The 26,635-nt window shown below is 57.7% G+C and carries 29 protein-coding genes, 3 tRNA genes and 2 pseudogenes; 14 read left to right on the forward strand and 20 right to left on the reverse strand.

What is annotated here, in order from left to right:
* The 9 genes and pseudogenes from uvrC to ACIF4X_RS19590 form a co-directional block, all read left to right on the forward strand.
* Nucleotides 1-1,824, forward strand: a complete 1,824-nt coding sequence (gene uvrC / locus ACIF4X_RS19550) for an excinuclease ABC subunit UvrC (RefSeq protein WP_127927157.1) — start codon at nucleotides 1-3, stop codon at nucleotides 1,822-1,824.
* 32 nt (nucleotides 1,825-1,856) lie between these two features.
* Nucleotides 1,857-2,417 (forward strand): CDP-diacylglycerol--glycerol-3-phosphate 3-phosphatidyltransferase, encoded by a 561-nt coding sequence (gene pgsA, locus ACIF4X_RS19555; RefSeq protein WP_007950102.1) that lies wholly within the window; start codon nucleotides 1,857-1,859, stop codon nucleotides 2,415-2,417.
* A 60-nt stretch (nucleotides 2,418-2,477) separates the two neighbouring features.
* A tRNA-Gly gene (locus ACIF4X_RS19560) sits at nucleotides 2,478-2,553 on the forward strand.
* Nucleotides 2,554-2,599: 46 nt separating this feature from the next.
* Nucleotides 2,600-2,673, forward strand: a tRNA-Cys gene (locus ACIF4X_RS19565).
* A gap of 346 nt (nucleotides 2,674-3,019) precedes the next feature.
* On the forward strand, nucleotides 3,020-3,433 hold the full coding sequence (locus tag ACIF4X_RS19570; protein WP_397483386.1) for a hypothetical protein: 414 nt from the start codon (nucleotides 3,020-3,022) through the stop codon (nucleotides 3,431-3,433).
* Nucleotides 3,434-3,524: 91 nt separating this feature from the next.
* A complete protein-coding gene (locus ACIF4X_RS19575; RefSeq protein ID WP_397483387.1) occupies nucleotides 3,525-3,797 on the forward strand; it encodes a tail fiber assembly protein in 273 nt (90 codons plus the stop codon).
* A 145-nt stretch (nucleotides 3,798-3,942) separates the two neighbouring features.
* The gene (locus ACIF4X_RS19580; RefSeq protein ID WP_397483388.1) at nucleotides 3,943-5,934 is read left to right on the forward strand and encodes an acyltransferase family protein; all 1,992 of its coding nucleotides are present in this window, start codon (nucleotides 3,943-3,945) and stop codon (nucleotides 5,932-5,934) included.
* A 58-nt stretch (nucleotides 5,935-5,992) separates the two neighbouring features.
* Nucleotides 5,993-6,414: pseudogene (locus ACIF4X_RS19585) on the forward strand (cell wall hydrolase).
* Nucleotides 6,404-6,925 (forward strand): annotated as a pseudogene (locus ACIF4X_RS19590) (lysis protein); the annotation flags it as partial. The pseudogenes ACIF4X_RS19585 and ACIF4X_RS19590, both read left to right, overlap by 11 nt.
* A gap of 5 nt (nucleotides 6,926-6,930) precedes the next feature.
* Here ACIF4X_RS19590 and ACIF4X_RS19595 read toward each other — a convergent pair.
* Entirely contained in the window at nucleotides 6,931-7,299 is a 369-nt protein-coding gene (locus ACIF4X_RS19595) for a hypothetical protein (RefSeq protein ID WP_397483411.1), read from the reverse strand.
* A 455-nt stretch (nucleotides 7,300-7,754) separates the two neighbouring features.
* Here ACIF4X_RS19595 and ACIF4X_RS19600 point away from each other — a divergent pair.
* A tRNA-Leu gene (locus tag ACIF4X_RS19600) sits at nucleotides 7,755-7,841 on the forward strand.
* A 138-nt stretch (nucleotides 7,842-7,979) separates the two neighbouring features.
* Here ACIF4X_RS19600 and ACIF4X_RS19605 read toward each other — a convergent pair.
* The 12 genes from ACIF4X_RS19605 to ACIF4X_RS19660 form a co-directional block, all read right to left on the reverse strand.
* Nucleotides 7,980-8,525 (reverse strand): hypothetical protein, encoded by a 546-nt coding sequence (locus tag ACIF4X_RS19605; protein ID WP_397483389.1) that lies wholly within the window; start codon nucleotides 8,523-8,525, stop codon nucleotides 7,980-7,982.
* 828 nt (nucleotides 8,526-9,353) lie between these two features.
* On the reverse strand, nucleotides 9,354-9,638 hold the full coding sequence (locus tag ACIF4X_RS19610) for a hypothetical protein (RefSeq protein WP_397483390.1): 285 nt from the start codon (nucleotides 9,636-9,638) through the stop codon (nucleotides 9,354-9,356).
* A 262-nt stretch (nucleotides 9,639-9,900) separates the two neighbouring features.
* Nucleotides 9,901-10,131 (reverse strand): hypothetical protein, encoded by a 231-nt coding sequence (locus tag ACIF4X_RS19615; protein WP_397483391.1) that lies wholly within the window; start codon nucleotides 10,129-10,131, stop codon nucleotides 9,901-9,903.
* 118 nt (nucleotides 10,132-10,249) lie between these two features.
* Nucleotides 10,250-10,480 carry a hypothetical protein gene (locus ACIF4X_RS19620; protein WP_397483392.1) on the reverse strand — a complete coding sequence of 77 codons (231 nt, stop codon included), beginning with the start codon at nucleotides 10,478-10,480 and terminating at the stop codon, nucleotides 10,250-10,252.
* Between the two features lie 71 nt (nucleotides 10,481-10,551).
* Nucleotides 10,552-12,189 (reverse strand): ATP-binding cassette domain-containing protein, encoded by a 1,638-nt coding sequence (locus ACIF4X_RS19625; protein ID WP_397483393.1) that lies wholly within the window; start codon nucleotides 12,187-12,189, stop codon nucleotides 10,552-10,554.
* A 144-nt stretch (nucleotides 12,190-12,333) separates the two neighbouring features.
* Nucleotides 12,334-13,371 carry a DNA topoisomerase IB gene (locus ACIF4X_RS19630; protein WP_397483412.1) on the reverse strand — a complete coding sequence of 346 codons (1,038 nt, stop codon included), beginning with the start codon at nucleotides 13,369-13,371 and terminating at the stop codon, nucleotides 12,334-12,336.
* Nucleotides 13,372-13,443: 72 nt separating this feature from the next.
* Nucleotides 13,444-14,523, reverse strand: coding sequence for a molybdenum ABC transporter ATP-binding protein (gene modC, locus ACIF4X_RS19635; RefSeq protein ID WP_397483394.1), 1,080 nt, complete (start codon nucleotides 14,521-14,523; stop codon nucleotides 13,444-13,446).
* A 3-nt stretch (nucleotides 14,524-14,526) separates the two neighbouring features.
* Entirely contained in the window at nucleotides 14,527-15,207 is a 681-nt protein-coding gene (gene modB, locus ACIF4X_RS19640; protein ID WP_397483395.1) for a molybdate ABC transporter permease subunit, read from the reverse strand.
* Nucleotides 15,208-15,975, reverse strand: coding sequence for a molybdate ABC transporter substrate-binding protein (gene modA / locus ACIF4X_RS19645; protein WP_397483396.1), 768 nt, complete (start codon nucleotides 15,973-15,975; stop codon nucleotides 15,208-15,210).
* 170 nt (nucleotides 15,976-16,145) lie between these two features.
* The gene (locus tag ACIF4X_RS19650; RefSeq protein WP_397483397.1) at nucleotides 16,146-17,210 is read right to left on the reverse strand and encodes an NAD(P)H-dependent flavin oxidoreductase; all 1,065 of its coding nucleotides are present in this window, start codon (nucleotides 17,208-17,210) and stop codon (nucleotides 16,146-16,148) included.
* Nucleotides 17,211-17,308: 98 nt separating this feature from the next.
* Nucleotides 17,309-18,850, reverse strand: a complete 1,542-nt coding sequence (locus ACIF4X_RS19655; RefSeq protein WP_397483398.1) for a hypothetical protein — start codon at nucleotides 18,848-18,850, stop codon at nucleotides 17,309-17,311.
* The gene (locus ACIF4X_RS19660) at nucleotides 18,801-19,742 is read right to left on the reverse strand and encodes a hypothetical protein (protein ID WP_397483399.1); all 942 of its coding nucleotides are present in this window, start codon (nucleotides 19,740-19,742) and stop codon (nucleotides 18,801-18,803) included. The genes ACIF4X_RS19655 and ACIF4X_RS19660 overlap by 50 nt, the downstream gene beginning before the upstream one ends.
* Before the next feature lie 187 nt (nucleotides 19,743-19,929).
* Here ACIF4X_RS19660 and ACIF4X_RS19665 point away from each other — a divergent pair, with 187 nt between their 5' ends.
* Nucleotides 19,930-20,913, forward strand: a complete 984-nt coding sequence (locus tag ACIF4X_RS19665) for an MDR family oxidoreductase (RefSeq protein WP_397483400.1) — start codon at nucleotides 19,930-19,932, stop codon at nucleotides 20,911-20,913.
* Here ACIF4X_RS19665 and ada read toward each other — a convergent pair.
* The 5 genes from ada to ACIF4X_RS19690 all read right to left on the reverse strand — a co-directional run bounded on the left by ada (nucleotide 20,910) and on the right by ACIF4X_RS19690 (nucleotide 24,047).
* Entirely contained in the window at nucleotides 20,910-21,977 is a 1,068-nt protein-coding gene (gene ada, locus ACIF4X_RS19670; RefSeq protein ID WP_397483401.1) for a bifunctional DNA-binding transcriptional regulator/O6-methylguanine-DNA methyltransferase Ada, read from the reverse strand. The two genes, ACIF4X_RS19665 and ada, sit on opposite strands and share 4 nt — an antisense overlap.
* 88 nt (nucleotides 21,978-22,065) lie before the next feature.
* Nucleotides 22,066-22,731 (reverse strand): DNA oxidative demethylase AlkB, encoded by a 666-nt coding sequence (gene alkB, locus ACIF4X_RS19675; RefSeq protein ID WP_397483402.1) that lies wholly within the window; start codon nucleotides 22,729-22,731, stop codon nucleotides 22,066-22,068.
* Nucleotides 22,732-22,735: 4 nt separating this feature from the next.
* A complete protein-coding gene (locus ACIF4X_RS19680) occupies nucleotides 22,736-23,446 on the reverse strand; it encodes a 2OG-Fe(II) oxygenase (protein ID WP_397483403.1) in 711 nt (236 codons plus the stop codon).
* Between the two features lie 93 nt (nucleotides 23,447-23,539).
* Nucleotides 23,540-23,716, reverse strand: a complete 177-nt coding sequence (locus ACIF4X_RS19685) for a hypothetical protein (protein ID WP_193559261.1) — start codon at nucleotides 23,714-23,716, stop codon at nucleotides 23,540-23,542.
* 28 nt (nucleotides 23,717-23,744) lie between these two features.
* A complete protein-coding gene (locus ACIF4X_RS19690; protein ID WP_016984992.1) occupies nucleotides 23,745-24,047 on the reverse strand; it encodes a DUF1883 domain-containing protein in 303 nt (100 codons plus the stop codon).
* 210 nt (nucleotides 24,048-24,257) lie between these two features.
* Here ACIF4X_RS19690 and ACIF4X_RS19695 point away from each other — a divergent pair, with 210 nt between their 5' ends.
* Nucleotides 24,258-24,614, forward strand: coding sequence for a hypothetical protein (locus ACIF4X_RS19695; protein ID WP_095120936.1), 357 nt, complete (start codon nucleotides 24,258-24,260; stop codon nucleotides 24,612-24,614).
* 71 nt (nucleotides 24,615-24,685) lie between these two features.
* A complete protein-coding gene (locus ACIF4X_RS19700) occupies nucleotides 24,686-24,916 on the forward strand; it encodes a hypothetical protein (protein ID WP_007912247.1) in 231 nt (76 codons plus the stop codon).
* Nucleotides 24,917-24,919: 3 nt separating this feature from the next.
* Here the strand turns inward: ACIF4X_RS19700 and ACIF4X_RS19705 are convergent, their stop codons facing one another.
* Nucleotides 24,920-25,207, reverse strand: coding sequence for a hypothetical protein (locus tag ACIF4X_RS19705; protein ID WP_397483404.1), 288 nt, complete (start codon nucleotides 25,205-25,207; stop codon nucleotides 24,920-24,922).
* A gap of 135 nt (nucleotides 25,208-25,342) precedes the next feature.
* Nucleotides 25,343-25,528: a hypothetical protein gene (locus ACIF4X_RS19710; RefSeq protein WP_007912238.1), complete on the reverse strand. Its 186-nt coding sequence runs from the start codon at nucleotides 25,526-25,528 to the stop codon at nucleotides 25,343-25,345.
* A 258-nt stretch (nucleotides 25,529-25,786) separates the two neighbouring features.
* Here ACIF4X_RS19710 and galU point away from each other — a divergent pair, with 258 nt between their 5' ends.
* Nucleotides 25,787-26,626 carry a UTP--glucose-1-phosphate uridylyltransferase GalU gene (gene galU, locus ACIF4X_RS19715; protein ID WP_007912230.1) on the forward strand — a complete coding sequence of 280 codons (840 nt, stop codon included), beginning with the start codon at nucleotides 25,787-25,789 and terminating at the stop codon, nucleotides 26,624-26,626.
* Nucleotides 26,627-26,635 lie beyond the last annotated feature (9 nt).

The following is a 26,635-nucleotide window of genomic DNA, read 5'->3' on the forward strand; positions in this document are numbered from 1 at the left end:
ATGACTGAAACATTCGATTCCGGCGCTTTTCTGTCTACAGTCAGCGGGCGCCCCGGCGTCTACCGCATGTTCGACAGCGATGCGCGCCTGTTGTATGTGGGCAAGGCCAAGAACCTGAAAAAACGTCTGGCCAGCTACTTTCGCAAAACCGGTCTGGCGCCCAAGACTGCCGCGTTGGTCGGGCGCATTGCGCAGGTCGAAACGACCATCACCGCCAACGAAACCGAAGCGCTGCTGCTTGAGCAAACGCTGATCAAGGAGTGGCGGCCGCCGTACAACATTCTGTTGCGCGACGACAAGTCCTATCCCTACGTGTTTCTGTCCGACGGCCAATTCCCTCGCCTGAGCATTCATCGCGGGGCCAAAAAGGCCAAGGGCAAGTACTTCGGCCCCTATCCGAGTGCCGGCGCCATACGTGAAAGCCTGAGTCTGCTGCAAAAGACCTTCTTCGTTCGCCAGTGTGAAGACAGCTACTACAAGAACCGTACCCGTCCCTGTCTGCAGTATCAGATCAAACGCTGCAAAGCGCCTTGCGTGGGGTTGGTTGAGCCTGAGGTTTATGCCGAAGATGTGCGTCACTCGGTCATGTTTCTTGAGGGCCGCAGCCACGCGCTGACCAACGAGCTGTCCACGGCGATGGAGGAGGCGGCGATCAACCTCGAGTTCGAGCGAGCCGCCGAATTGCGCGATCAGATCGCGCTGCTGCGTCGAGTCCAGGATCAACAGAGCATGGAAGGCGGCACAGGGGATATCGATGTCATCGCGGCATTCGTCAACCCGGGCGGCGCCTGCGTGCACTTGATCAGCGTCCGTGGTGGGCGCGTATTGGGCAGCAAAAATTTCTTTCCGCAAGTCGGTATCGAAGAGGATGTGTCGGAAGTCATGGCTGCGTTTCTCGGCCAATACTTCATCAGCAGCCCCGAGCGCGATTTGCCGAGCGAGCTGATTGTCAATGTCGTGCACGAGGATTTCCCGACACTGATCGAGGCGATTCATGAGTTGCGCGGCCGCGAACTGGCCATCAGTCACCGGGTGCGCGGTACGCGTGCACGCTGGCAGCAACTGGCCGTCACCAATGCCGAGCAGGCGTTGGGCGCGCGCCTGGCCAACCGTCAGCACACTGCTGCACGGTTTGAGGCCTTGGCTGAAGTGTTGAACCTGGATGAGCCGCCGCAGCGTCTGGAATGCTACGACATCAGTCATTCCAGTGGTGAGGCAACGGTCGCTTCTTGTGTTGTATTTGGTCCAGAAGGCGCGATCAAGTCGGACTACCGACGCTACAACATCGAAGGTGTCACGGCAGGTGACGACTATGCCGCCATGCATCAGGCCCTGACACGACGCTTCAGCAAACTCAAGGAAGGCGAGGGCAAGTTGCCGGACATCTTGCTGGTGGACGGTGGCAAGGGTCAGCTGTCGATGGCTCGAGATGTTCTCAACGAGTTGGCCGTACCGGATCTGATTCTGCTCGGTGTCGCCAAAGGCGCCACGCGTAAGGCGGGCTTCGAAACGTTGTATCTGAATGATGCGGCGCATGAGTTCACCTTGCGTGGCGACTCGCCGGCGTTGCACCTGATTCAACAGATCCGCGATGAGGCGCACCGCTTTGCTATTACAGGACACCGCGCACGCCGAGGCAAAACCCGCCGTACGTCAACGCTGGAAGGCGTTGCGGGCGTTGGGCCAACCCGACGTCGCGACTTGTTGAAACATTTTGGTGGATTGCAGGAGCTGTCTCGTGCAAGCATCGAAGAGATCGCCAAAGCCCCGGGGATCAGTAAAAAGCTCGCAGAGTCGATTTATGCGAACCTGCATAGCGAGTAGAATGCCCCTTCACCTCGTAGCCAGTTGTGCCGATGAATATCCCTAATCTGATTACCGTTCTACGCGTCCTGCTCATCCCGATCTTCATTTTGCTGTTCTATCTGCCTTACCAGTGGAGTTACATGGCCTCCGCCTCGGTGTTTGCCTTTGCGGCAGCGACGGACTGGCTGGACGGTTATCTGGCCCGTCGTCTGGAGCAAAGCACTCCGTTCGGTGCGTTTCTCGATCCAGTGGCCGACAAACTCATGGTTGCGGTGGCACTGGTGCTGCTGGTCCAGGAACACGGCAATCTCTGGCTCACACTGCCGGCGGCTGTCATCATCGGTCGCGAGATTGTGGTGTCGGCCTTGCGTGAATGGATGGCCGAACTCGGCGCCCGTGCCCACGTCGCCGTTTCGAATCTCGGCAAATGGAAAACCGCCGCGCAGATGCTCGCACTGGTGATCCTGCTGGCCAATCCAAAGGACTTCAGTTTCTGGGTTATCCTGGGTTACGCCTTGCTGATGGTCTCCGCTGGCCTGACGCTGTGGTCGATGGTTCAGTACCTCCGCGCTGCCTGGCCGCACCTGAAGACCGATGTTGAAAAGAAATAAAACTTTTTTGAATCAAGGGGTTGACGAAGCTTCTTAATTCTATAGAATGCGCATCACCAAGCGGGAATAGCTCAGTTGGTAGAGCACGACCTTGCCAAGGTCGGGGTCGCGAGTTCGAGTCTCGTTTCCCGCTCCAAGTTTGTACGTGTTTGTTGTTGTGCTACTGACAGCAAATGCTTTGAGGCCGAGTAGCAAAATGGTTATGCAGTGGATTGCAAATCCACCTACGCCGGTTCGATTCCGACCTCGGCCTCCACTATTGAAAGCCCCGTAGATCAATGATCTGCGGGGTTTTTTTATGCCTGCAAGAAAGTGGCGTGTTCCGCAATTTACACCGTGTGTTCCGCAACGGTTGCTCATTTCTAGCCGCAACGAATGGGAGAGTGATATTCGAGGCTAGATTCGTAGACTCGATCTACGCGGTTACCGTCGGCGTCCCTGCCATTATATTAGTAACCCGTCCAGGTGGTACCGCCTTTTCTTTTCCGAGTGCGCCGGATCATCCGTGGTGGCAGATCCCGATTGGCTGTTTTCTTCTGTCGCATCTTCAGCCCACGCGTGCCAGGTCAAGGGTCCAGTTCTCGGCTACGGCGTTGTTTGCCGTGGGCTTGACTCCGCTGGCGCTGCTGGCGCAAATGCCGGCGGAACTGGTGGGTTCTCGTCTTTCGGCTCGCTGCTTTCCGCGACTGGTGGTGAAGGCGGGAATGGCTGTGCGGCCACGAGCCCGCCATTTTCTCAAGGGTCAGGTGCCGCCGGCATCGGCTCGGGATATGGGGAGTGCATCATCGCTCAGGGTTCCGGTGGTAGCCCCTCTATTATCACTACGCTACTTGCCTACCAGTCAGGTGTGGGTGGCGGATCTGCGTTTGGAGGCGGCGTCAATCAGCGAAGATTCAACGATCAAGGTTCCGGAAGGGTTGGATCAGGTCCGGGGGCTGGAGGGTCGGGTGGGGCTGCTGGCGGATCAGGAACAACTGCCGCGCTCCAAGGTGGCGGCGGTGCCCCGGGCATGGTGATAATCGAGGAGTATGCGTGATGAGAACCTACGCACGTGTTGATGATGGGCGAGTTCTGGAGATTTTTGAAACTGATTGAGACATCACGGAAATGGTTCATCCGAATCTCATTTGGGTCGAGATTCGGGCTGCAACTCTCGTTGCTCCTGGGTGGCTGTACGCCGGTGGAGCTTTCAGCGAGCCACCGGTGCCAACCTCTGATGAGCTCGCTGCGGTGGCGCGGGTCAAGCGGGCGGGCATGATGGAGTGGGCAACCAACCAAATCGCACCGCTTCAGGATGTTGTTGATCTTGAAGAGGCAACATCGGTAGAGCTGGCTTCTCTACGGGTTTGGAAGCAGTATCGGGTGTCGCTGAACCGGTAAGAGCAGCAGCCGGCGTGGCCAAACGACATCCAGTGGCCGATAGCCCCGGATGCTGATTGAATGTTGCTGTGCACCTACATTGGATTGTGGGTGATGTTCAGGGTAACTTGTCGCGCAAATCAGATCTCTGGAAGATTTACGCCTGATGAATGTTGTCCAGCCGGAAGGCATTTTAACTGTTTCAAAGAAATCGCATGCCCCGATCCATCCCAAGTATCGTGCCGACATTGATGGTCTGCGGGCCATCGCTGTCTTGGCCGTTGTTGGGTTTCATGCCTTCCCTTCTTTTATTCGAGGCGGTTTTGTTGGCGTCGATGTTTTCTTTGTCATTTCAGGCTTTCTGATTTCCAGCATTATTTTCGGCAGTCTCGATCGAGCGTCTTTCAGTTTTGCCGAATTTTATGGCCGTCGAATTAGGCGGATATTTCCTGCACTGATCACTGTGCTGCTTGTCACGTTGCTGGCAGGTTGGTTTCTGCTGTTTGTCGATGAGTATTCACAGCTCGGCAAACACGCCGCCGCTGGTGCTGGCTTCGTTTCTAACCTGGTTCTTTGGGGTGAAAGCGGCTATTTCGACAACTCTGCCGAAACCAAACCACTGTTGCACCTGTGGTCTTTGGGAATAGAGGAACAGTTCTACATCGTGTGGCCGATCCTGCTTTGGGTTTTTCACAAGGCACGGCTGAATTTTCTGTGGGTACTGGTCGGGGTGGCTTGCGCCTCGTTCCTGTTGAACATCGTCGGGGTTGAGAAAGACCAGGTAGCGACTTTTTATTCCCCGCAGACCCGATTCTGGGAACTGTTGGCCGGCTCTGCTTTGGCCTACCTCTCGATGTATCGTACTTCCGTAAACGAGACTGTAAATGGCCCGCTTCTAAGGGACTTGAAGGCGCTGTTGGGTGTTTCGCTGGTGGGTGCTGCGCTAATTTTGGCGAGTAAGGACAAAGCTTTCCCAGGCTGGTGGGCAGTGCTGCCGGTGCTCGGGTCGGCTTTTCTGATCTCGGCCGGACCGTATGCATGGATTAACCGTGTTGTGCTTTCCAATCGAGTAATGGTCTGGATCGGCCTGATCAGCTTTCCTTTGTACCTCTGGCACTGGCCGTTGCTGTCATTTGCCAGGATTGTTCAGGGTGGGGAGCCGTCTCTCGCAATGCGTGTCACCCTGGTGGCGGCATCCGTTGCTCTGGCATGGGCGACTTACGCTGTTGTTGAGCGGCGCGTGAGACATGTTCGCTCGCTCGCTCCGGTGCTGGTCTGCATGATGCTTGGAATAGGCGGTACCGGATTCGCCATCTTCGCAAGTGGAGGGGCGCCGGAGCGTGCAATCGCAGTGAAGTCCGCCGACCTTCAGCCCGTCAAGGACATTCCCCGCTACAGGGCTTGTACCGGCACTGGATTGTCTGGTTTGGATATGTGCAAGGAACCAGTTTCGGCCGCACCGAACATCGCCCTCGTGGGTGATAGCCACGCCGACGATAAGTTTCCCGGTATCGTATTGAGCGATAAACAACGGTCATGGATATTGCTCGCCAACAACAGTTGTCCGCCGGTGCTTGGCGTTTCGGTGGTCGGTAGTCAGACAGATTGCAGCCGTCGCATGGAGGCGATATTCGGTTGGCTGCAACAGCAGGAGAGCGTCCGCGTTGTTGTGCTCTCGTTCTACGGTGGGTATTTCCTATCAAGCAAATTCGCAGCGGATCACGTGAAAAGCGGCCTGGGTCCGGGTTTCGTGAAGATCAGCATGAATGGAGGTGAAAGCCTGTCCTATGTCGATATGTTCAAGGCGGGGCTAGATAACGCGATATCAAGACTGGAGGAATCTGGCAAGCGAGTGGTCGTGAATGTTGATGCTCCTGAACTTCCATGGTTTCCGCGTGACTGTCTTCGCAACCCGTTGATGAGTTGCACGCAGCGACAGGCTGATGTTCTTGCCCGGCAGGGCGAACTTCGGATCATGCTTGAGGCGCTTAAAGCGAAACACCCGCAACTCGAAGTGTACGACCCGCTGGGTGTCTTCTGCGCGCATGACGTTTGCAGCATCAGCAAGGATGGGGTTTTGCTTTATCGAGACTCCCACCATCTCTCCGAAAGGGGGAGTCGCATCTATGCCGAAGATTTCCTTCGCATATTGAAGTAGTCCCAATCTAAAACCGAGCCGGCCATTGCGCCGGCTTTTTTGTGCCTGGAGAAAAGTGATGTCTGTAACCGAAAAAGACCGCGATGTACTTGCACGCACGCTGTGGGGTGAGGCTCGCGGCGAGGGAGCGGCCGGCCAGATCGCCGTTGCCTGGACGATCCGCAACCGCGTTTTTGATGGAAAGGAAAAGTCTTGGTGGGGTGAGGGCTATGCCGGTGTGTGCCAGAAGCCGTACCAGTTCAGCTGCTGGAACAAGACTGACGCGAACTAACAGTTCCTGATTGGCGTTAAGCTGATCCCTTTCCGTGAACTGGCGCAATGTCGGATCGCTGCCGACAAGGTGATCGATGGCGCTGTTACGGATCCTACCGGCGGCGCTTCGCACTACTAAGCGACGAGCATCAAGGCGCCGGCCTGGCAGCGAAGGCGAAGCAGACGCTCCATTTGGGTGTTCACGTGTTCTTCAAGGATGTGCCGTGATGGTCGTTCCGTGGAAAACGATGGCGTGCTGGCGCTGGTGCTCGCCGGCTTCGGCAGCGCCTGGCAGTTTCAGGACTGGCGCTATGGCAAGCAGTTGGCCGAACAGGGCCGGTTAAACGCCGAAGCCAACAACCAATTGACCCAGGCCGCCGCTACCTAGCAGGCCGAGCAGGACAAGCGTGTGGCGCTTGAGCATAGGCTGGCGGCCAGCGAGCAGACCCACTTCAGGAAAATGACTGATGCCCAGCGTGACCAAGATCGCCTACGCGATCGCCTTGCCACTTCTGATTTGCGGTTGTCAGTCCTCCTCGACGCAACCGACGTTGCCAAAGGCTGCGACGTGTCAGCCACCTCCGGCGCCCGCGGCGTGGATCATGCAATCGTACGCGCCCGACTTGACCCGACGCATGCTCAACAAGTTATCGCCATCACCGACATCGGTGACCGTGGACTGATCGCGCTACAGGCATGCCAGGCCTATATCAAAGCGCTGGCACCCGCACACTTTGAGTGGAGTTACCGGATCGGCTGGCCAGTTCGCACGCTGATACCGGTGGCGGCTTCCAGTTTTGTGACCAGTTCGCTGATGTGCTTGTTCTTCGCCATCAGCTCCCAAGCGCTTTTGGTCTCGATATCGGTCGCGCGTCTGCAGGCCTGTGCGGCTTCTGACTTTGCGCCGCTCAGTTGGCAGCGGAGTTTTTCGCACTCAGCCGTGGCGGCGGCGTGCATCTCAACCAGTTTGAATATCCGCTCCCTGGACTGTTGCAGCTGAAAGTTCAGTTCCTCGAACTCATTTTCGTAGAGGGCCAACTGGTGCCGGCAAGTTTCTAGCGGCGTCGGGCAGCCGAGCCAGTCGTCAGTGTTTTCGATATCGGAGGGATCCACGTGCGGCGCCTTACGTTGCACTGTTTTTATATACAGTAATCGAGGGGCGGCAGGCAGGCGAGGGCAAGGCGACGAGAGGCGCGGAACTGTGTTGTTCGGTGTTCCGCATCTAAAGTATACCGTCACGGATTACGCGGCCTGCAGCCTCATAAAAATCAGTAGCTTGCGGAACGAGAATAGTGCTAACCTATTGATCTACAGAGATTTATAGATGGATTGCAAATCCACCTACGCCGGTTCGATTGCGACCTCGGCCTCCACTATAAACAAGCTCCGTAGATCCATGATTTGCGGAGCTTTTTTATTTGCAATGCGCTGCAAGATTTAGTCTTGAAAAAGGCCATTGCGAACTTGCTTCACCGGGAAGTGATGTATATATTTCCCGCACTGCTGTTCAAGGTTGGATCTACTCAGGGTCGCTACCGTGCAGCAGAAGACAGCAACATCGCGCTACCGCCCGAATGGCGAAACTGGTAGACGCATGGGACTTAAAATCCCCCGCTCGTAAGGGCGTGCCGGTTCGATTCCGGCTTCGGGCACCATCTTGAATCAAGGGTTTGCGGGCGAAAGCTGATGCAAACCCTTGTTTGTTTCCGGTTCGCAATTTTGACAGCGGTTCGCAATTCATTTTTGGGCATGTCTTTTTGCCCTTGCGATTTTGTATGTATTGCTCAGTCTCACTACGGCAGTACAGGTTGATCCTTGGCCTGCATGATGTTGTCGCTCGATTCCGCCTTGTTCGCGCGAGCCTTGACGCGTACATCGCGCATCTGAAACTCGGTCTTTTCAATAACCAAAACCCTGCCAAGCGCCGAGCTTTGTACTAAAGATTTAAGCTTTGCAGACGACATAACAGTGTTAAGAACAAAGTGCTGGAGCAAAAAATGGGATTTTTCGACAAGGTCAAGGAACTGGCTCTCAAAGCTAAATGCGGAGTGGGCATGCATGCTGGGGATTATGCCAAGGCGGTTAATGGTCCGGCGTGTCTGCTGGAAAAAACATGCCCTGACTGTTTTGAGCATGTCACCAAACACAAACACGAGTTTGGTGAGTTCAACTATAAAAACCATCACACCTGTACGATGATTCGCAACTGCGTGCATTGCGGACACGAAGATTCTAAGATGAAGCATGAAGACTTCGTTGAGATGGGCAGAGATGATTTTTGCAAGGTGCAGGAAAAATGCATCAGATGCGGTTTCACCCAAGCTAAGAAGGAAGACCATTACATGACTGAGGTCTCCCGTAACGACACACACAAAACCCTTTCGTGCATCCGCTGCAACAAGACCGAAACAAGGCAGTTAGAGCGGTATTGAGTTTGAAAGTAGCTAAAACCCGGCCACTGCGCCGGGTTTTTTGTGCCTGTCGGAAATCAGCCTTGATTGATTTTCGGGCCCGCGAGGGGCGATTGCAGCGGCAATGATAGTAGTGGGTGATGGTGGCTCAGTAGCTACTTTTCTTACAGTGTTGGCTTTCTCGATTTGAGAAATGCGGTTTCATTTTTATTTGTGTTGTCGGACTTTATATTGAGCCATGCCTACAAGGTCGAAAGCCAGCGAGCTCGAAGTTGCAACCTTGGTCCTGGTGATTGCATCAATGTGTGGTATGACATGGCTGTCAAAAAATATACTTGCAAGTATCGCCCCACAGGCCAGTGTTTGGGTGTTGGTCGCAGGGTCCTTTATTCCGTTTTGCATAATGATCGCTGTTTTCAGTGGTCAGCGAGGGGCGTTGTCTAATTTGCTGACGTGGCGCTCGCTAGTCTATCTCGGGAAAATCAGCTTTTCTCTGTACACGGTTCATCAGCTTGTTATTCGATGCATGTATAGGTGGCACGGTGCGAACTTTGACTCTAACTGGCTTGCTTTTTACATCACCTACTGGTCAGTCTCGTTGCTGTGTGCAGCAGCACTTTTCCATTTGATTGAGCAACCCTTCCATAAGCCGCTTGAGAGAGTTATTTCAGGGTTAAGAGCCACTGGCTCCTGATTGATACTGGATACCCCAGACATGAGAATGGGCCGACTCATTCGGCCCATTCTCGTGCAGATTTAAACATAGGCCTGTCTGGCGAAGCCTCGTGGCAAGCGCTGAAGTCCCGCCATCGCTGTAAGTCGTTCAATCCATTCTGCACGCCAGTTAGCGGTGCCAATAGCGTGTTTCGTTTGTCGTGAGGCGCGCCGGGCGGCGTTACGCTGATCTTTTCGTGCCTGTTTGTAGGCATCGGTATTGCGGCAACTGCGGCACTTAACACGATTGAGTTCGCGGCTTGCCGAAAGCTGTTGGCCTTTGTGCCCACAGGCCAGATGCCCGTCGACGTTGAAATGGATAACCATCACGGTCTCCTTTGCGACATGTATGAGTTTTGACAACTCATACACAGCGCCGTTCGGTGCTTGGGCGCAGGCAAAAAACGCCCGCATATGGGCGGGTGGGAGGATTGCTGTCCACAAGTGATTTCACTGTAGGCGTGCAGATGGGGTCGTCAGGTCAAAAATGCAATTGCTGGAAAAGCAAACACAACAGGCGCACGAGAGCGCGGTGACCGGCGTGTCACCGCTTGCAGGGAAATTCCTGAGATCGTGGCGAAGTCAGACGTCATCTGAACCGAGGCAGTGGCCGCTCAAGAGGTTTGAGCGCTGATAGCGTGTTGCGAATCAGCGGAGCATCTTTCTCGATGTCGTTCAGCCGGTCACGGATGCGCAAGGCGGTTGGATGTCCGCCTTGGTGGTCGACCCAGTCGGCGATCTCTTTGCAGGCGGCCGCAAGGCGCGCTTGCCGAGCGTCGAGCAGGGTGAGGAGGGTGGTGATGGACTCTTTTTCGGACATGGAACACCTCCGTTCGATGAAACCTGAGCTGCAGCAAAAAGCCCGCGTGTTGCGAGCCTTCTGCCGTGGGGTGCTGCTCCTTCAGCTGGTTTCAGTATAGACCCGCTTCTGATCGGCATCAGCCGGACGGCGCGCGGGCCGGTAGTGGGGAACTGACTGCGTTGAGACGCCTGCATTCGCGCTGCGCGTCTTGCTCTGCGTCGTAGCCATCGCCGATGAAGCCGCCAGTACGCGTATCGCAAATTCGAAACCAGCTATGCGCTTCGGCTGGATCATGTTGGCTGTCACCGGCGCGTCGACCGTGAATAATGATCTTGTTGCAACGCTTCACGACGAAAATGTCTTCCATGGCGTCACCGCAGCTGATTCGTGTCAGATCAACTATAGAAGCCCACGGCAATCGTGCAAAAAATACACAGCTCAGCTCGTCGGTTGCCAGCGCCAGCCTTCGCGGTGCCAGATCAAATGATGGCTTGGGTTTAATGCCCGTAGAAACGCCTGATCGTGGGACACCGCGACAATCGCTCCGGGAAATGTCCGCAAGGCTTGTTCGAAAGCTTGCACCGACACCAGGTCCAAATGATTAGTGGGCTCGTCCAGCAGCAGTAGTTGCGCGGGTGTCTGGCGCCACAGCGCCAACGCGAGCGCTGCTTTCAAGCGCTCGCCACCGCTGAGTGAGGCGCAAGGCCGGGTGACACTCTGCGCATTCAGTTGCAGTTGAGCGAGGAAGCTGCGCAACGTGCCTTCGCTCAGGGGCGTTTGCTGTACCAGCAATTGATCGACAATGGATGTTTCGCAATCCAGCAGTTTCAGCTGTTGATCGAGAAAGGCAAAAGGCACATGCGTGGTGCACTCGCCGCTCACGGGCGCCCACTCGCCAGCCAGCAATCTCAACAGTGTTGATTTGCCACAACCGTTGTGCCCGCTGACAGCGATGCGCATCGGTCCTTGAATGATGAGGTCTAGTCGAGTGCTGGGCGCATCCGCCGGTAACCATGGCAAACACGCGTCGATCAGCGTGCATACTCTGCGGTTACTCGGAACCACACTGCCGGGCAGATGGATCCGCACGCCGTCGTCTGGCGGGACGTTGGCGTAGGCCTCACGAACGCGTTCATCCAGTTCGGACTTGCGGGCCTGATGGCCGACCCTTATGTGCCCCGGGATGTCCCGCGCGGCCGCTTTCATCGCCGCCCGTTCGAAGCCAGAAACGTTGGCAGTTTGCGCATTGCGCCGGCTGCCGGCCGCGCGGCGCTGGATCGCATCGTGCTCGCGTTGCAGTCGTGTACGTTCACGTTGACGTTCAATGCGGGCCTGGTCGAGTTGTGCCTGGGCCGCTTGTTGAAGTGAGCGGCACTGCTCGGTGAACTCCGAATATCTTCCGCTGAAAACAGTTGCCCCCAGCGGTGTAAGTTCCACGATTCGTTGCATGTGCTCCAGTAGTTGCCGGTCATGGCTGACGACAATCAGTCCGCCATGCCAGCGATCAAGCGCGTTCATCAGCCACTGTCGACCGGCAGTGTCGAGGTGATTGGTGGGCTCGTCGAGGACGAGCAATTGCGCTTGGCTCAGCAGGGCACCGATCAAGGCAATTCTGGCTTGCTGGCCACCGCTGAGATTTTCGGTCAAATCCGTCGCGGTGATGTCGGTTAACCCCGCTTCATCAAGCATTTGGCGCAAACGTTCCGTCAGATCCCAGCGTTCGCCAATGAGATCGAAATCCTCGGGCGTGGCACAACCGAGTTTCAGTCGTTCCAGTGCACTCAGCACCGTGGCCGTCCCTGTCGCGTCGGCTACGGATTGCCCAGAGGTGGTGACGAAGGTTTGCGCGACATAGTGCGCGGACGCTGAACGGGCCACGCTGCCGACAGTGGGCTGCAAATGCCCGGCAATCAGACGTGCGAGTACACTTTTGCCGACACCATTGCGCCCGACGATAGCGGTCGGTTGACCATCAAAATTCAGGCTCAGGCGTTCGAAAAGCATTGCGCCATTGGCAAACTGAAAACCCAGTTGATTCAGGGAAACGAGTGCGGCTGTACGCGAGACGTGAGTCATCGGCACCTCCAAAAAATGTCGTGAACACTGACCAACGCCGAGAACGGCGTGTCGCGAGTACATTTTTAGAAGGTTGAATTGTTCACGTCTGCAGTCGTCCGGAAGAGGAGAGGTTGGCTAGCCTAGATGACGCTCCCCCGTGGATCAAGATGCGTCGGTCATTTCGCTCATTCGCTCAAGGAACATCGCCAACGCCACTTCCTCGGCGCGCAAGCCTTTGCGCACGCGTGGACGAGGCAGTTCCGCGAGGGCGCCGAGCATGAATTTTTCCACCACGGCGGGGTGGATGTAGCACTTGCGGCAGACCGCCGGCGTGTTGCCCAACTGCTTGGCGACGCCTTTGACCATCTCCACCACATGCCGTTTGGCTTCGGTCTCGGACTGCCATTGCAACTCGCGTAACACCGCCAAGGCCAAAGCGCTACCAGCCCATGTGCGGTAGTCCTTGGCCGTGAAATCAGCGCCGGTCAGGGTTTGCAGATAAGTGTTGACGTCGGAAGAGCTGACGGTGTGTCGCTCGCCGTTTTCATCCAGGTACTGAAACAGGTTCTGTCCGGGAATCTCCAGGCAACGTTTGATGATGCGGGCCAGACGTCGATCCTTGACGGTGATCTGGTGTTCGATGCCGCTCTTGCCGCGAAACTGGAACAGGATCGCGCTGCCGTTGACTTCGACATGTCGGCTGCGCAGGGTGGTCAGGCCATAGGAACGGTTGTCGCGAGCATATTGGGTGTTGCCGACGCGAATCAGTGTGGCGTCGAGCAGCGTTATCACCGTGGCCATGACCTTGTCACGACTGAAACCGGGCGCGGCCAACAGTGCCTCCAGTTGTTTGCGCAATTTTGGCAACGCCAGACCGAACTCGCGCAGGCGTGAATACTTGTCGGCATCGCGCACTTCGCGCCAGCGCGGGTGATATCGGTATTGCTTGCGACCACGGGCATCGCGGCCGGTGGCTTGCAGGTGGCCCCGCGGGTCCGCGCAGATCCACACGTCGGTATAAGCTGGCGGCACGGCGAGGGCATTGATGCGTTTGATTTCGTCAGTGTCGGTTATGCGCTGACCTGACGGTTCGAAGTAGTTGAACTTGCCGCGCAGTTTCTTGCGGGTGATACCGGGCTGGGTGTCGTCGACGTAATGCAGATCGGCTGGCAGTTCGGCAATCAGCTCGGTGTCGGGCATGGCGGTTTCCTTCGGTGGCGCGGCGGTCTGTAAAACCATTGACCGCACGCCGTTGCCGTCGTGCCGAATGATTCAGGCGAGGACTGCGACCGCTTTGATCTGCGCCCACAATCGCTGGCCCGGGTGCACGCCCAATTGATCTCTGGAATAGCGGGTGATGCGCGCGAGCAGCGGGGTGCCGCCGGCATCCAGACGAATCAGTACGTGGGCGGCGTTGTCGGCCGATTGCTCACTGACCACCGTCACCGGCAGTCGATTGAGAATGCTGCTGAACTCGCTGTCCTGTAGGGTGAGGCTGATATCGCGTGCATGTACTTTGCAGCGCAGGGCCTGACCCAATGCCATCGGCGCGTGGGTGACACGGATGTTCATCTCGGTGGCCGGTAACTGCAGGCTGAGTAATTGATACTCCGCATCGTAAGCGCTGACCTGGCCTTCAATGATCACACCGGCGTCATCGCCCATCGCCATCGGCAGATCCAGACGCGCGAGGGTTTCGCCGATAGGGCCGCTGGCCAGGGCTTTGCCGTCGCTGAGCAATACCAGATGGTCGGCCAGCCGTGCGACTTCATCCTGCGCATGGCTGACATACAGCACCGGAATGTCCAGTTCGTCATGCAGGCGTTGCAGGTAAGGCAGGATTTCACTTTTGCGCTGACTGTCGAGCGCCGCCAGTGGCTCATCCATCAGCAACAGTTTCGGGCTGGTCAGTAACGCTCGGGCGATGCCGACACGCTGGCGTTCGCCTCCCGACAAGTGCTGCGGATGACGTTCGAGCAAATGCCCGATGCCCAAGAGTTCAGTGGCCTGCGCCATGTCGACCCGACGCCGGGATCTGGCGATACGCTTGAGGCCGAACTGCAGATTGGCCAGTACCGACAAGTGGGGGAACAGGCTGGCTTCTTGAAACACATAGCCGAGCGCACGTTTGTGTGGCGGGACGAAAATGCCGTTTGCGCTGTCTTGCCAGATTTCGTCGTTGATCCGGATAAAACCTTGTTCGGCGCGCTCAAGCCCGGCGATACAGCGCAAGCAGGTGGTTTTACCCGAGCCGGAATGCCCATAAAGCGCGGTCACGCCACGCCCCGGCAAATTCAGGTCGACGTCGAGGTTGAAGCCCGAATAGACAATGTTCAGACGTACATCAATCATCACTCAGCTCCAGCCTGCGCGGGTCTTGCGGCTGGAGTACAGCGCCAGCAACACCAGAAACGCGAACACCAGCATCGCCCCGGCCAGCCAGTGCGCCTGTGCGTATTCCATCGCTTCGACGTGGTCATAGATTTGTACGGAAACCACGCGGGTCTTGTCGGGAATATTGCCGCCGATCATCAGCACTACGCCGAACTCGCCGACGGTATGCGCGAAGCCGAGGATCGCCGCCGTAACAAATCCGGGGCGCGCCAGCGGCAGAATCACGCTGAAAAAAGTGTCCCACGGATTGGCGCGCAAGGTTGCGGCCACTTCCAGTGGGCGGGTGCCGATCGCCGAGAACGCGTTTTGCAACGGTTGCACCACGAACGGCATGGAATAGATCACCGAGCCGATCACCAGGCCCGTGAAACTGAAGGTCAGGGTGCCCAGGCCCAGCCATTGGGTGAATTGGCCGAGAAACCCGTGCGGGCCCATCATCAGGAGTAGATAGAAACCGATGACGGTCGGTGGCAGCACAAGGGGCAGGGCGACAATTGCCCCGATCGGGCCGCGCAGCCACGAACGGGTGCGCGACAACCACAGGGCAATCGGAGTGCCGACAACCAACAGGATCGCGGTGGTCAGGGACGCCAGTTTCAGGGTCAGCCAGATCGCCGCGAAATCGGCACTCGTCAGCGACATTTAGAGCTGGTAACCGTAGGACTTGATGACCGCAGCGGCTTTCGGGCCTTTGAGGTATTCAACCAGTGCCTTGGCGGCGGCGTTGTCCTTGCCTTTGTTCAGAATGACGGCGTCCTGTTTGATCGGGTCGTGCATATCAGCAGGGACGATCCACGCCGAACCGCTGCTGACCTTGCCGTCCTTGTAGATCTGCGACAGGGCGACAAAACCCAGCTCCGCGTTGCCGGTCGAGACGAACTGGTAAGCCTGAGTAATGTTCTGGCCTTCAACGATCTTGGCTTTGGTGGCTTCGGTCAGTTTGAGTTTTTCCAGCACTTGTGTGGCTGCCAGGCCGTAGGGCGCCGCTTTCGGGTTGGCGATGGACAGGTGCTGGTACTCGTTCTTTTTCAGAACCTCGCCTTTTGCATCGACATAGCCTTCTTTCGCCGACCACAACGCCAGCGTGCCGATGGCGTAGGTGAAGCGCGAACCTTTGACGGTGTCGCCTTCTTTTTCGAGTTTTTCCGGGGTGGTGTCGTCAGCGGAGAGGAACACTTCAAACGGCGCGCCGTTCTTGATCTGGGTGTAGAACTGGCCTGTGGCGCCGTAGGCAGCAACCAGTTTGTGCCCGGTGTCTTTCTCAAAATCGGCGGCGATGGCCTGGATCGGCGCGGTGAAGTTGGCTGCAACCGCCACCTGCACTTCATCAGCCTGAGCAGCGCCAATGGCAAAGACGGCGAACAAAGAGGCCAGGCAGGTAGGGGCAAAACGTGAGGCACGAATGGTCATGTAACAGCTCCGTGTTGGCGAGTGCAGAGGGCAGTTATTGTTGGAGGTGGACTGCGCCGATGCGAGGGGGGTGAATTCGCTATATAGCGAAATATATAGCGAAATGCCGCCAAACAGGAAGCATTGGTTAAAACCAGAGTGAGGATGCTTGATCCTCACTCTGTTTAGCGTCACTGGCGAGTGAGCTTTGCCAATGCACCTTCGGCCAATTCCCGGGTCAGTTCAGCGCTGCCGATGTCTTTGCCGAGCGTGAATGCCTGACCGGCCCAGAGGTTGGCAAACGCTGCTTCGTTGATCGCTCGCAGTGGCATCAATGCACCACCGGCCAAGGGAAATGCCGGTGCCTTCGGCGACATCGGACCCAGCTCACGCATGACGCGGTTGAGAATACCCCGCGCGGGTCGCCCGGTGAAGATATTGGTGATCGCCGTTTCGCTCTCTTTGGCGGTGCGCAGCGCTTTGTGGTGAGCGCCGCTGACTTTCGCTTCCGGCGTGAACAGATAGGCTGTGCCGATCTGCACTGCCGAAGCGCCCAACAGGAACGCCGCCGCCACACCGCGAGCATCGGCTATGGCCCCGGCAGCAATCACCGGCACTTTTACCGCATCGACCACCTGAGGCACCAGGGCAAACGTGCCGACCTGACTGCTCAGATCATCGCTGAGAAACATGCCGCGATGGCCGCCGGCCTCGTAGCCCATGGCGATGATCGCGTCGCAGCCGTTCTGCTCCAGCCAGATCGCTTCATCGACAGTGGTGGCGGAGGACAGAATTTTGGCCCCGGTTGCCTTGACCCGATCCAGCAGGGATTTCTCTGGCAGCCCGAAGTGAAAGCTCACGACCTCAGGTCGAAACTCTTCCAGTACTGCGCAGGCTGCCGCATCGAACGGTGCTCGGTTCGACACCGGCGTCGGTGCATCGAAATCGGCGCCCAGTTCGCGGTAGTACGGTTCCAGCAGATGCTTCCAGTCACGTGCGCGTTGCTCATCGGCGGCCGGTGGCTGATGGCAGAAGAAGTTGACGTTGAAGGGCTTGTCGGTGTGTTGGCGAATGGTGTTCAGCTCTTCGCGCAATTGCTCGAGGCTCAGCATCGCCGCCGGCATTGAGCCCAGGCCGCCGGCATTGCACACGGCGATGACCATCGACGAATTCGTCGCGCCGGCCATCGGGCCCTGGATGATTGGCAGTTCAATGCCGAGCAGGTCAAGAAGGCGGGTGTCTGGCCATTGGCTCATGAACGCTGTTCTCCGAACGGTGGAAGGCAGAGCCCGTTTTTTAACAGCAAAACCGGATTCGCAGCCAGTTCGAAATTCAGAACAACCCGTGCAGTTTTTCAGCGTCGATGAAAGCCACCGCCGCCACCAAACGAGTGGTTCATGAATTGCGAGGAGTTGTGAAAGTTGTTGGTCCGCTGGTTGCCGAAGTTGCGCGCAGCAGAGTCGCGGTTGAGGTTCTGCAACTGCGCATTGTTGTTGATGGGTGCGCTGCGGGTCGCGCCGCCGCCAACCATCGACTGCCAGCCGTTATCGGTCTTTTTATACACGTTGCCGTCGTGGCCTGCGTAAACGTTGTCGCCAACGTGTGCAGCGCCGCCGTTGCGCCCGCGAACCCCGCCATATTGAGTGGTGTTGCCGGTGTTGGGGTTGTACACGGCGCCACGATTGGCGGTGACCTGCGCGCCGTTACGCGCATTGCCGGCGGTGACCCGTTCGCCGGCAATTGCGCCACCGTTCGGTCCGACTGCCACGCCACTGCGTCCGGCGGCGTAATTGCCGGTGTAGACGTTATGCACGGCGCCCCGTTGACCGGCAGCTGCGACGCCGGTGCGGGAGTTGTAGGAAGCACCGACCTGGCCGGCCCAGCGATTGCCGGTCCAGGCGTTGTAGCCAGCGCCATAGCGGCTGACCGTGGCCCGGTCACCCCACTGATGATAGAGATTGCCGGTAGTGCCGGCCCAGCCACCAGGTCCCCAGGCCACCGCGCCACCACGATATCCGTAAGCGGCGCCACCCCAGGCCAGTGGCGCCGGATACAGGTGCGGGCCCCAGGCGTAACCCCAGCCGTAATTGCCCCACCACGGGTACGCGCCCCAGCCCCAACCCATCGCCACGGTGCTGCCGCCCCAGCTCCAGCCAAAACCGAAACCGAAGGTCCAGCCCGTCCACGGTGTGTAGCGGATGGCGACGCCGAAACCGTAAGTCACCGGCGGGCCATACCAGACGCTGCCCACCCACGGCGTGTAGGGATAGCCAGTGCCATACACCACGACGCCCGTCGCCGGATCAAGATTCGAACCCTGATACCCAAGCGTATAGCCAACCACTACCGTGTCACCGCTGGACTCGTAGACTTTGACGTAGGTGAGGTAATGCATCGGCGAACTCGGCGGGATCGAATAGATCACCGCCGGCACGGAACTGGCGACAAGCCAAGGGCCGTTTACGCCAGTGGCAGTGAACCAGATACCGTTTTCCACCGCATACCAACTGTTGTTGTCGACGCGGATGATAGGCGTGGCGCTGTTGACCACGTATTGCAGCGGCGTGGTATTGATGGCTTTGAGTTGCGGTTCGCCATCGAACTGTGGCGCGGTCATTTTTACCGCGCTTTTCTTGATGGCCGACGTCTGTGGAATGGTCGCTGCAATGGCCGCCTCTTTGGCTTGCGGCGTGCCGGCGACCGAAGCCTTGACGTTCTCTTTCGGGCTGTCGTCGGGAATGTTGGCGAAGTCCGCCGGCAGTTTGTCTGCGGGGGTAAAGGTCCACGGGCCATTCATGTCACTGGCGCGGAACCAGCGCCCGGAAATCAGCACATAGCTGTTCTGGTCACCGATTTCCTTGAAGATGTGCCCGGTAGTGTTGCTGACATACAGCAAACCGGTACGCCTGAATCGGCGTCCATTGCGCTGCGCCGTCAGTGACCAGCAATTCCGTGGGCGTGGTGGCGATGAAAATCTTCGGTTGCGGCGGTTTGGCCAGGCTTGGAATCTTGTCTTTCGGATCGCTTTGCCCAGTCAGCAGATCCACTTGCCGGCTCTGAATGGCGGCCTGTTTGGCTTTCTCCAGTTCGGCAAACGGCGTAACCAGACGGGTATAGGCGCCATTGATCTGCTCGGCGACCATCCAGCCATCGAAGACATGCAGATAATGTTTGCCCTGTGCATCTTTCAATAACAGCGGGCGAGTGTTGATCACTCGTTGCAGCGCCGTGCCTTCTACCGGTCGGTACGCCGCGTCGCCATCGATATAGACGAGCAGGGCGGGAACGTCGGAACTGATAATCGTCGGCGGGGTGTTTTCCAGCGGCGCGCTGTCGGCTTTCTGTTCTGCCGAGAGTACGCCGACAGCAGCTTCCAGTTGATCCAGCGAGATGGTTTTCTTGCGGTTCTCGGCATCTTTCTCCAGTGCCGCGCCCCAAGTGTCTGCTTGACTGGCATCGGCCGGGAAATCGGCTTTGATGATTTTGTACTTATCCAGCGCGACCCAGCGCGTGGCCTTGTCGACCAGCGTATGCGCGCTGAATTGCACGATCCCGTAGGTCGACTTGCCATCGGCACCGGTGGCTTCAACGGCGGCGCGGGCATTGAGGGTGTAACCGTCCCAACTGTCGAGTTGCGGCTGATACACCGTCAGTTTCGCTTTGCCGCTGCTGATGACTTGCGGCCAGGCAGGCTCGATCGGGGTCTCAGGGACCGGTGCCGCCCAGGCACTGCCGAACGTCAGCAGGCCCAGCATCAACATCATGAGAAACGAGCGCGGGTAAGGCATTGTCAGCTCCATCGACAGGCCGATTTCTGAAGAAATAATGGCGAAACCACGACCGTCGAAAAAGCATAGTCGCCCGCGTTGGAAATACCCGGTAGATTCGCTGATTGGCGCAAAGTCGTATGTGGCAGCGTGTTGCGATGTGATATTTCAAGGCACGACATTCTGAAAACAGTCATACGAGGCAGTCATGTTCAACGCCATTGTGATCGACAAAGACGACAGCGGTTATCGCGCCAACCTGCAGCAAGTCAACGAAGATCAGTTGCCCGAAGGCGATGTCACCGTCGCTGTCGCGTACAGCACGCTGAACTTCAAGGATGGTCTGGCGATTACCGGCAGCAGTCCGGTGGTACGCAAGTTTCCGATGGTGCCCGGGATCGACCTGGCGGGCACCGTAGAAGCCAGTTCCCACCCCGACTATAAGGTGGGTGATCAGGTGGTGCTCAATGGCTGGGGTGTCGGCGAAAATCACTGGGGTGGTCTGGCGCAGAAGGCACGGCTCAATGGCGACTGGCTGATTCCATTGCCCGAAGCCTTTACGGCGGCGCAAGCCATGGCCATCGGTACGGCGGGCTATACGGCGATGCTGTGCATTCTGGCACTCGAACGTAATGGCGTGACGCCGGATCAGGGCGAGGTGTTGGTCACGGGGGCCAATGGTGGCGTTGGCAGTTTCGCCATCGCTTTGCTGAGCAAGCTCGGCTATCGAGTCGTCGCATCCACCGGCCGTGTCTCCGAACATGAGTATCTGAAGCAGTTGGGCGCCGGTGAAATCATTGAGCGCGCGACCTTGTCAGCACCCGGCAAGCCACTGGCCAAAGAGCGCTGGGCAGCGGTAATCGATTCGGTGGGCAGCCATACGTTGGCCAATGCCTGCGCCAGCACTCGCTCCGAAGGGACCGTCGCCGCCTGTGGTCTGGCGCAGGGCATGGATTTCCCGGCTTCGGTTGCCCCGTTCATTTTGCGTGGTGTGACCCTGGCCGGCATCAACAGCGTGACCCAGCCCAAGGCGCGCCGCCTCGAAGCGTGGGAGCGTCTGGCCAGGGATCTGGATTTCTCGTTGCTGGCATTGATCAGCCATGAAATCGGCTTGAGCGAGGCCATTGATGCGGCGCCGAAGTTACTCGCCGGACAACTTCGCGGGCGGGTTGTGGTGGACGTCAATCGTTAAGGCTGCGTCTCGCGCTCAAGCAATTGACGTTTGCGCTCGACGCCCCAGCGATAGCCCGAAAGATTGCCATCGCTGCGCACCACGCGGTGGCAAGGGATCGCCACCGCCAGGCGGTTGGCCCCGCACGCCTGGGCTACCGCGCGCATGGATGTCGGTGCGCCAATGCGCTGGGCGATCTCGGCGTAGCTGGCTGTCTGGCCCAGCGGAATTTCCCGCAACGCCTGCCACACGCGTTCCTGAAACGCAGTACCACGAACGTCCAGCGGCAGGTCCAGGCCAATCGCCGGCACTTCGATAAATCCCACGACTTTGGCGATCAATTGCTCGAAGCCGGCATCGGCGCCAATCAGGTTGGCTTTACGAAACTGGTCCTGCAGATCGCACACCAATTGATGCGGATCGTCACCCAGCAGAATCGCACACACACCACGCTCGCTTTGCGCCACCAGAATCGCTCCGAGCGAACATTGGCCAACAGCGAAGCGGATGTCGTTGTTCTTCCCGGCCGCGCGATAGTCGCCGGGTTTCATCCCCAACAAATGATCCGCTGATTCATAGAAACGGCTATTGGAATTGAAACCGGCGTCGTACAGCGCATCGGTTACCGAGCCGCCGTCTGCCAGGCGCTCACGGACTTTGCGCGAGCGATGGGCCGTCGCGTAGCCTTTTGGCGTCAACCCTGTCGCGGCTTTGAATACGCGATGGAAGTGAAACGGACTCAGGCCGGCGGTTTGCGCCAGCTCGTTGAGCGCCGGCAACGTCTCGGCGGATTCAATATGGCGGCAGGCAATGGCGACGGTCGCGGCATGCTGCGCGGCGACATCACTCTGATCCTTGCTGGCTCGTTTGCTCGGCCGGTAGCCGGCAGCCTCGGCCTGTTCTGCGGTGTCGAAAAACTCGACGTTCTGCGGTTTCGGTAACCGCGCAAGGCTGCTCGGGCGGCAGTAGATGCCGGTGGTTTTCACCGCGTAGACAAATTGCCCGTCCGCCCGTGAATCTCGCGCAACCACAGCGGCCCAGCGCGGATCGTTTTCAATCGTGGAGGGAGTCGAAAGCGTTTTCATGAGGGTTTGTCCGTTGACCTGTTTGATTCAGGTTAACCAGCGTCGCAAGACGCAACACTCCGGGCCTTGCGGTCAAATTTTTTGCTGACTATCCGGCCACGCGAAAGGTCAGATTGATCCGCTGTTCACCCAGGCGCGGATGCCGGCCTTGCTTGATCGGCAGTACGCCGTGAAAACGCAAGCGATCAACGCCCCCCCAGACCACCATGTCGCCATGCAGCAAGGCAATGCGCTGGCTCTTGTCGCTGCGACTGAAACCGCCGAAGAGGAACATTGCCGGCAGCCCCAGTGACAGCGAAACGATCGGTGCACTGTAGGCCTTTTCGTCTTTATCCTGGTGCAATGACATCTTGGCGCCGGGGACATAGCGATTGATCAGGCAGGAGTCGGCGTTAAAGTCAGCGAATCCTGCTTGCGCGGCTGCCGAGTGCGCCAGTGCCGCGAATACTTCCGGCATCGGTGGCCATGGCAAATGACTGAGCGGATCGACGCCTGAATAACGATAGCCATAGCGATCAGTGATCCAGCCTAAAGCGCCGCAGCTGCTGGTGCCCACCGACATGCTGAAGCCGCCCGGCGTGACCATGTGGCGCAAGGGCGCTGCGGCAAGAATCGCATCCATCGCCGGCAGGATCTGCTCGATCAGCGGCAGGGCGAAACCATGCAGCACCCACGATTGCTCGCCAATCTGCTCGGCGCGGGGGCGTTGTTCGGGTTCATGATCGGCGAACAGATCGAAATTGCTCGGTTGCATGGGGTCAGGTGGCGTCGTGAAAGATGATGCCTAGGGTATGCCTTTTTCCACTGTGCAGGCGACTGACGCCGTGGCGCATCGTCACCCGATAATAACCGCGCACACCTTCGGTCGGGCGCTGATTCACGGCAAAGATCACGGCATCACCTTTCGTCAGATCGAGTACGTGCGGACGAGACTGCATGCGCGGGCGTTGCTCGGTGAGAACGAATTCGCCCCCGGTAAAGTCTTGCCCGGGTGCTGACAGAAGAATCGCTACCTGCAACGGAAAAACTGATTCGCCGTACAGGTCCTGATGCAGGCAGTTGTAGTCCTGCGGGCCGTATTGCAATAGAAGAGGGGTAGGGCGTATCTGGCCAGCAGCATGGCAGCGCTGAAGAAATTCGGCGTGGTTCGCCGGAAAACGCTCGGGAAGGTTCATGCGTTCGTACCAGCGATTGGCCAAGGCAACCAGGCGCGGGTACAGCGCGCCGCGAAGGCGTTCTACGGGTGTCGGCAGGGGATAACGAAAATATTTGTACTCGCCGCGACCGAAACCGTGGCGGGCCATGATGACCTGCGAGCGAAACGGTTCGGTCTGCGGATACAGCGCACTCAAGTGATCACAGGTTTCGGCCTGCAGCAGTGAACGGATGATCGCGTAGCCGTCCTGATCCAGTTGCCGCTCAAGGCTTGCCCAGTCGAGCGAATCCAGCCGGGAAGGGGACATCGACATGCTGACTCCTTGACGCTTGGTCGAAGAAAGTCAGTCTAGGCAGGACGTAGCGGCAGAACACTCCGCCGCTTGCGGTCGAATTCCTGTCGATGTTTACAGTGCTTTGCTGACGGCGATGTCGCTGATCACGTCTTCAGACGAGCCGTGAAGCGCATCCAGAGCAGCCTTGGCTTCTTCTTCAGTGCCGTTTTCCAGTTGCGCGAACTCAAAGCGGCGTTCACCGTTGAGTTTGTACTTGATGACGTATTTGGTCGTTTGGGCCACGGTCATGCATTCCTTTCTGGTTGAGCGACGTGTCTCAGCTGAGTTTGGTGCTGGAGCGACGGATGATCTTGATCGAGTGAGTCAGCGTCGGTTTGCGCGTGACGCTGATCGGCCGGCGGTTGACGGTGTCGATGGTGATGTTCCAGAAACCGGTGCTCGGCGCGGTAATACGGGCCGGAAAGGTGTCGAAGGCGCCGCCGTGATAGGTGTGACGGCCGCCGTTCTTGAAGCTGCGGAAGTTGGCGTCGTTCATCAGACGGATGTTGCACATTTGCGAGCATTGGATGACGACGATGTCGTCTTCGTTGAGGTGTTCGCGCTGGTGAATGAATTTCATGGGCGCCTCCAGAAGGGCTTTTTCTACAAAATCAAAACGATAGCTTGTAATTGCGCGCAGTTTATCAGCCCGCACGGGTTATTATCTGGCCGTCGGGCGTTGGTTTGACAATTTTGAACAGATATTCGCAATCGGATGCGGGTTAAATGCAGAAGGCCCCGGAGAAAAACGGCATTTGTGCTGTCGGACGGTCTTTAACGGAGGTTTTGTATGAAGTGGGGTGTGGTGTGTCTGCCGTTGGTTTTGGCTGTGGGTGGTTGTGCGAGTGTTTCCGAAATCAATGAAACGCTGCCGACCGTGAGCGTAATCTCCGGCAAGAAACCCCATGAATATGCCCAATGCCTGGCCGAGAAGCTGGCGGACAGCCGCGGTGCGCTGCAAATGCAGCCGCACAAGGACGGGGTTCGGGTCATCGTACCGGGTAAATTTTCCACCGGCGCGGCAGCGGTATTTGATATCGAAGATCGCTCCGGCGGCAGCAGCATCAAGTTGCATGAGCGCATGTCGAACGTGCCAGTGCGTCCGCGTGACGTGCGAAACGCTGCCAATGCGTGTATTTCCGGCTGATAGACTGATAGTCATCAGCAACGATGCCGTCCCGGTCATGCTGTGACGGCATTTTCATTTCTGGAGCCGCGATGAAGCGAGAGCAAGTACGGGAGCGCCACGTAGAGGGCCTGATCTCTGCCACCCATGTCATCCAGAACCCGGCGAATCCGGGGGAGTGGATCGTGTTTTTCAAGAAGAGTGCCGGACGCAGTTACTTCCTGGTCGACGAAAACGACGAAGTCGAGTCGTTCAACCGCCTCGACGATCTGATCGAAGTCGTACGCGGACTCGGGATCAAATTCGCCGAAATTCATATGTAAGGTCTATTTACAGACCACAACGACGCTGCGGTTCTTGTAGTTGCCGACATCGACACCCAGGGTTTTGTCGCTTTCCTTGGGCTGAGGCGTACCGTCAGTGCCAACGATGCGGTAACCGGTGCCCGCGCAGGATGCATCGGCTTTTTCATAGCAGGTCGCCCAGGAGTTGGCCTCGCCGGAGCAATCGATCGACAGGCCCTGTTCACCATTGTTCAGGTAAGTGGGTTGGGAGGTCGCACAGCCGGCCAGTGCCAATGCCGCAATCAGCGGCAGCCATTTTTTCAGGGTCATGTTCGGGGTCTTCAGCAAGGGGGACTAGACGCTCTGACAGCGCCGGTGTGAAAAGGTTATAGCGTTTGGCCACTTGTTTGTCAGCGGGCACAAAAAAGCCCTGCATAAGGGCAGGGCTGGGGCGTGTGGGGTTGATCAGTCCTGATCTTTGCCACGGCGCTTGGCCGATGCCGGAGTGTCCGTGAATACGGAAGCAACATCGGTCGCCATTTGTTCGCTGTCGAAAGGCCCGGCGATGTGTTCGCCATTGGTGGTGGTCAGCGTCCATTTACCGTCTTTCTTGTCGATCACATACCCGTTGATGATTTTTACCGCGGCCATCTATCTGTCTCGTTCGCTGGTTCAAAGGCGCCATGATACCGCCAAATGCTCGCATTGGGGGGCGATGAGCGTATGGTGACTCAGTTTGTCGGCCGCTTTGAGCTACGCTGATCTGGCTGCGTCAGGATGCCGATGGAACTATCGGCGAGAATATTTCTCTATGTTGGCATCGGTTAGCCAGTGCGGGGCATTGTAAGGTGCACGCCGCCTGATTAGACTGCGCCGAAACTCGTACACACAGCCCTTTCAAGGACTTATATGATCAAGAAATGCTTGTTCCCAGCAGCCGGTTACGGTACTCGCTTCCTGCCAGCGACTAAAGCCATGCCTAAAGAAATGCTGCCGGTGGTAAACAAGCCACTGATCCAGTACGGCGTTGAAGAAGCTCTGGATGCTGGCCTGACGGAAATCTCCATCGTCACCGGTCGTGGCAAGCGTGCTCTGGAAGACCACTTCGACATCAGCTACGAGCTGGAAAACCAGATCAAAGGCACCGACAAAGAGAAATACCTGGTCGGCATCCGCAAACTGCTCGACGAGTGCTCGTTCTCCTACACCCGTCAGACCGAAATGAAAGGTCTGGGCCACGCGATCCTGACCGGCCGCCCGCTGATCGGTGACGAACCGTTCGCCGTGGTCCTGGCGGACGACCTGTGCGTCAACCTCGAAGGCGACGGCGTACTGACCCAGATGGTCAAACTGTACAAGCAGTTCCGCTGCTCGATCATCGCCATCCAGGAAGTCGATCCGCAGGAAACCAGCAAGTACGGCGTGATCGCCGGCGAGATGATCCGCGACGACATCTACCGCGTGCACAGCATGGTCGAGAAGCCAAAGCCGGAAGACGCGCCGTCGAATCTGGCAATCATCGGTCGCTACATCCTGACCCCGGACATTTTCGACCTGATCGAACAAACCGAGCCAGGCAAGGGCGGCGAAATCCAGATCACCGACGCCCTGATGAAACAAGCCCAGAACGGCTGCGTGATGGCCTACAAGTTCAAAGGCAAGCGTTTCGACTGCGGTGGTGCTGAAGGCTACATCGAGGCGACAAACTTCTGCTTCGAGAACTTCTACAAGACTGGCAAGGCTTATTAAGAGCGCTTG

The organism is Pseudomonas sp. NPDC085632 (assembly GCF_044541255.1).
Lineage (GTDB): Bacteria > Pseudomonadota > Gammaproteobacteria > Pseudomonadales > Pseudomonadaceae > Aquipseudomonas.